The sequence below is a fragment of the Frankia sp. CgKIO3 genome, from assembly GCF_977946435.1.
Window position 1 is genome coordinate 1 of sequence record NZ_CDWTMO010000239.1, and the last position, 2746, is coordinate 2746.

At 66.9% G+C, this 2746-nt stretch carries 4 protein-coding genes and 1 tRNA gene; 2 read left to right on the plus strand and 3 right to left on the minus strand.

The annotated features are described in order from the left end of the window. Positions 1–197: 197 nt before the first annotated feature. The 3 genes from AC08OJ_RS18700 to AC08OJ_RS18710 all read right to left on the minus strand — a co-directional run bounded on the left by AC08OJ_RS18700 (position 198) and on the right by AC08OJ_RS18710 (position 1674). Complete coding sequence (locus AC08OJ_RS18700; RefSeq protein ID WP_476596424.1) at positions 198–1055, minus strand: endonuclease/exonuclease/phosphatase family protein; 858 nt, start codon at positions 1053–1055, stop codon at positions 198–200. Positions 1056–1062: 7 nt separating this feature from the next. Beyond that, on the minus strand, positions 1063–1503 hold the full coding sequence (locus AC08OJ_RS18705) for a hypothetical protein (RefSeq protein ID WP_476596425.1): 441 nt from the start codon (positions 1501–1503) through the stop codon (positions 1063–1065). A 98-nt stretch (positions 1504–1601) separates the two neighbouring features. Further along, positions 1602–1674, minus strand: a tRNA-Asn gene (locus tag AC08OJ_RS18710). A gap of 152 nt (positions 1675–1826) precedes the next feature. On the opposite strand from AC08OJ_RS18710, the gene AC08OJ_RS18715 reads away from it, so the two are divergent. Both AC08OJ_RS18715 and AC08OJ_RS18720 read left to right on the plus strand, forming a co-directional pair. Further along, on the plus strand, positions 1827–2123 hold the full coding sequence (locus AC08OJ_RS18715; RefSeq protein ID WP_476594660.1) for a hypothetical protein: 297 nt from the start codon (positions 1827–1829) through the stop codon (positions 2121–2123). Further along, positions 2113–2589 (plus strand): winged helix-turn-helix transcriptional regulator, encoded by a 477-nt coding sequence (locus AC08OJ_RS18720; protein WP_476596426.1) that lies wholly within the window; start codon positions 2113–2115, stop codon positions 2587–2589. Before AC08OJ_RS18715 ends, AC08OJ_RS18720 begins: the two co-directional genes overlap by 11 nt. Positions 2590–2746: the final 157 nt, after the last annotated feature.

A 2746-nucleotide genomic window follows, 5' to 3' on the forward strand; every position in this document is an offset into this window, starting at 1 on the left:
CGATTCCCAGAGCACCTACGAGGAGGCTTGTTCCGCAACCTTCAGTACAGATGATCCAGATCATTCCTCGTCGCCCCCAGGTGGTCCTTGCGTGATTGTCCGGATGGTTCGGGGGCCGGTCAGATCGGGCGGTGGGGCAGGCGTCCGCTCAGCGGCACAACAGAGCGTTGCCTGGGTGTTCTAGATACCGCGGTGTTTTAGATATCGAGGTCGACGTAAAGGGCGGCATGATCGGAGGCGGCCTGTCCGGCTCGGGTGATCTTGGGGTGGATCGCCCACTGGGCGGATGGGTGTTTGTTGTCGGGGTCGCCCCACAGGCCGGTGCGGACGATCTGCCCGCCGGTCATCCGGTCGGCGAGGTCGGGGGAGAGCAGGATGTAGTCGAGTCGGTTGCGGGCGGTGCAGGACTGGAAGGTACCGGGTCGGGGACCGGTGTCGAATCCGGCCCGGCTGGCGGCGTCCACGAGTGGGCTGTCGGGGCCGAGGAGGGGTTCGAGGCTGGGGAACGCGGGCGGGGATGGCTTGTTGAGGTCACCGACGACGGCGATGTATCGGGCGCCGGCGTCGCGGAGCGCGGTGTAGATTTCCGCCACCCGGTGGGCCTGCCGGCGGCGTAGCGGGTCGGGGTTTCCGGAGGTCCAAGACTGGCTTTTCAAATGGTTCGGCAGCACCCAGACGGTGTTGCCGGCGGGGGTGTGCAGTTCGTAGGCGGGGCAGTCGCGGCTGAACAGCGGCCGGTCGGGGCGGGCCGGGTCGGGGTCGTCGACGTGGCTGACGATCGAGCCGATCGTGTGGCCGGGTTTGGCCAGCAGGCCGACGTCGATGCCGCGGGGGTCGTTGCCGTCGATGAGCATCACGTGGGCGTACAGGCCGGCGAGCAGACTGGTGTTGAACCGGACCAGCGCCGGACGGTTTTCGGTTTCGATCACGGCGAGAACGTCGGCGTTGATGTCCGTGATGACCTGGGCGGTGGAGCGGATCCCGGTCTCGTTGACGGGGCCGGTGACCAGTTCGACCCAGCCGATCCAATCCTGCCGTCCGGCTGCGTCGATCACAGCGTCCTTACCGGGGGGGTTGGGTGAGGAAGTTCCCGCGGTTCTCGCGAAGCCGGGCCCACCGCGGCTGTGGATCCCGGCTGAGCTGCAGCCGACCCTCGCCGGTGCGGGTCAGGATCTCCATCGTTTCCAGGTCGGCGAGCATGTCGGTCTTGTCCTGAAAGGTATAGACCTCGTGCTGGGCGAGGGTGGTGAACCGGTCGAATGCGGCTAGGACCGGTCGGCCTTCGTCCCAGGTGGGCAGATTCATCGCCCGGACCCGTTCGAACAGGTTTTCCACGTTGAACGACGCCAGTCGCACCGGCCACCCCCACAGCACCGTCGTGTTGGCTCTGCTGCACAGCGTGGCAATCTGAGGGGCTACTGTCGACCCATCGGCAGGTGAATCTTTCGTGATCTTGATGGTCCACGCGTGGCCGTGCTTGTAGTAGTTCTCTTGATCTTGCATCGATCAAGATCATAGTATGGATGGGTAAGGCTCAAGTGGTACTGATATGACTCGGAATTGATCTTCGGAAGGGATCGGGCCTCCGGCCTGGGCCTATGCTCCCGCGATAGGACTCGAACCTATAACCTGCCGGTTAACAGCCGGCTGCTCTGCCAATTGAGCTACGCGGGATCGGGTGCCGTGCACCTGCCATGCACCTGACGTCGTCAGCCTACCTGAGGTTCGGGCGGTCTTGGACGTGGGGTAGGAATCAACCCGACGACACAACGTCAAGCGGCCGGCGGCCATCCGCCTGCACGTCCCTCGGTCTCCTGGGAGGCAACATGCGTATCAGGCCCAGCGTCATCCTGGCCCTCGGTCTCGGATACGTCCTCGGCGCCCGGGCCGGCCGGGAGCACTACGACGCCATCATGCGGCAGGTCCGTGACCTCCAGGAGCGCCCGGAGGTCCAGAGCGCGGCGGGACTCGTCTCCGCGCAGGCGGCCACCTTCTACCAGAAGGCCCGGGACCTGCTTGGCGCCCACGCCGGGCAGTCCGCGACCAGGCTGTTTACTCCCCTCGGCTCGCACAGCTCCAACGGTGTCGGATCCAACGGCGTCGGCTCGGTCGGTGCCCGCTGATCGGGGCACCCTCGCGCCGGAGACCCCGGAGGCCACCGATGAGCGGTCCCGGCGGGACATGCCGATGAGGCAGGCGAGGCCGAACGGGCCGGGACGACCGCACGCCTCCGGTCATCCCGAGACTCCGGACGGCGCACCGTCCGCCCTCGCCGGTCTTGTGGACCTGTTGGGCCGGCGCTTCGCCCTCGCCGTCTACTGGAACCTGCGCGGGACGGCCCCGCCGTTCCGCGCGCTTGTGGCGCGGCTCGAGGCGCCGCAGGCCCAGGTGACCCAACGCCTACGGGAGCTGCGCGAGGCCGGCCTCGTCGAGGTGAACGAGGCCGGCGAGTACCGGCTGACCGCGCACGGCCGTCGCCTGCAGGGAGTGCTGGAACCGCTGGCGGCCTGGGCGGACGAGTGGTCCGGGCTGAGCCCGCGCCAGCGCACGCCCCGAGGATCAGCTACCCAGGGTCACGGTGAGCCCTAAGTCCGGTGGACTCCCGCTTGATGGCAACATCCTGACACCGCGGGATGGTCACTCTCGAGAGGCATTTCGTGACAGCAAGATCACAGCTTGTCTTGAGCTCGTTTTAAGGATCTCTTAGGCCCGGTGGGGTGTGCTGGTCCTTGTCGAACGCGGTCGC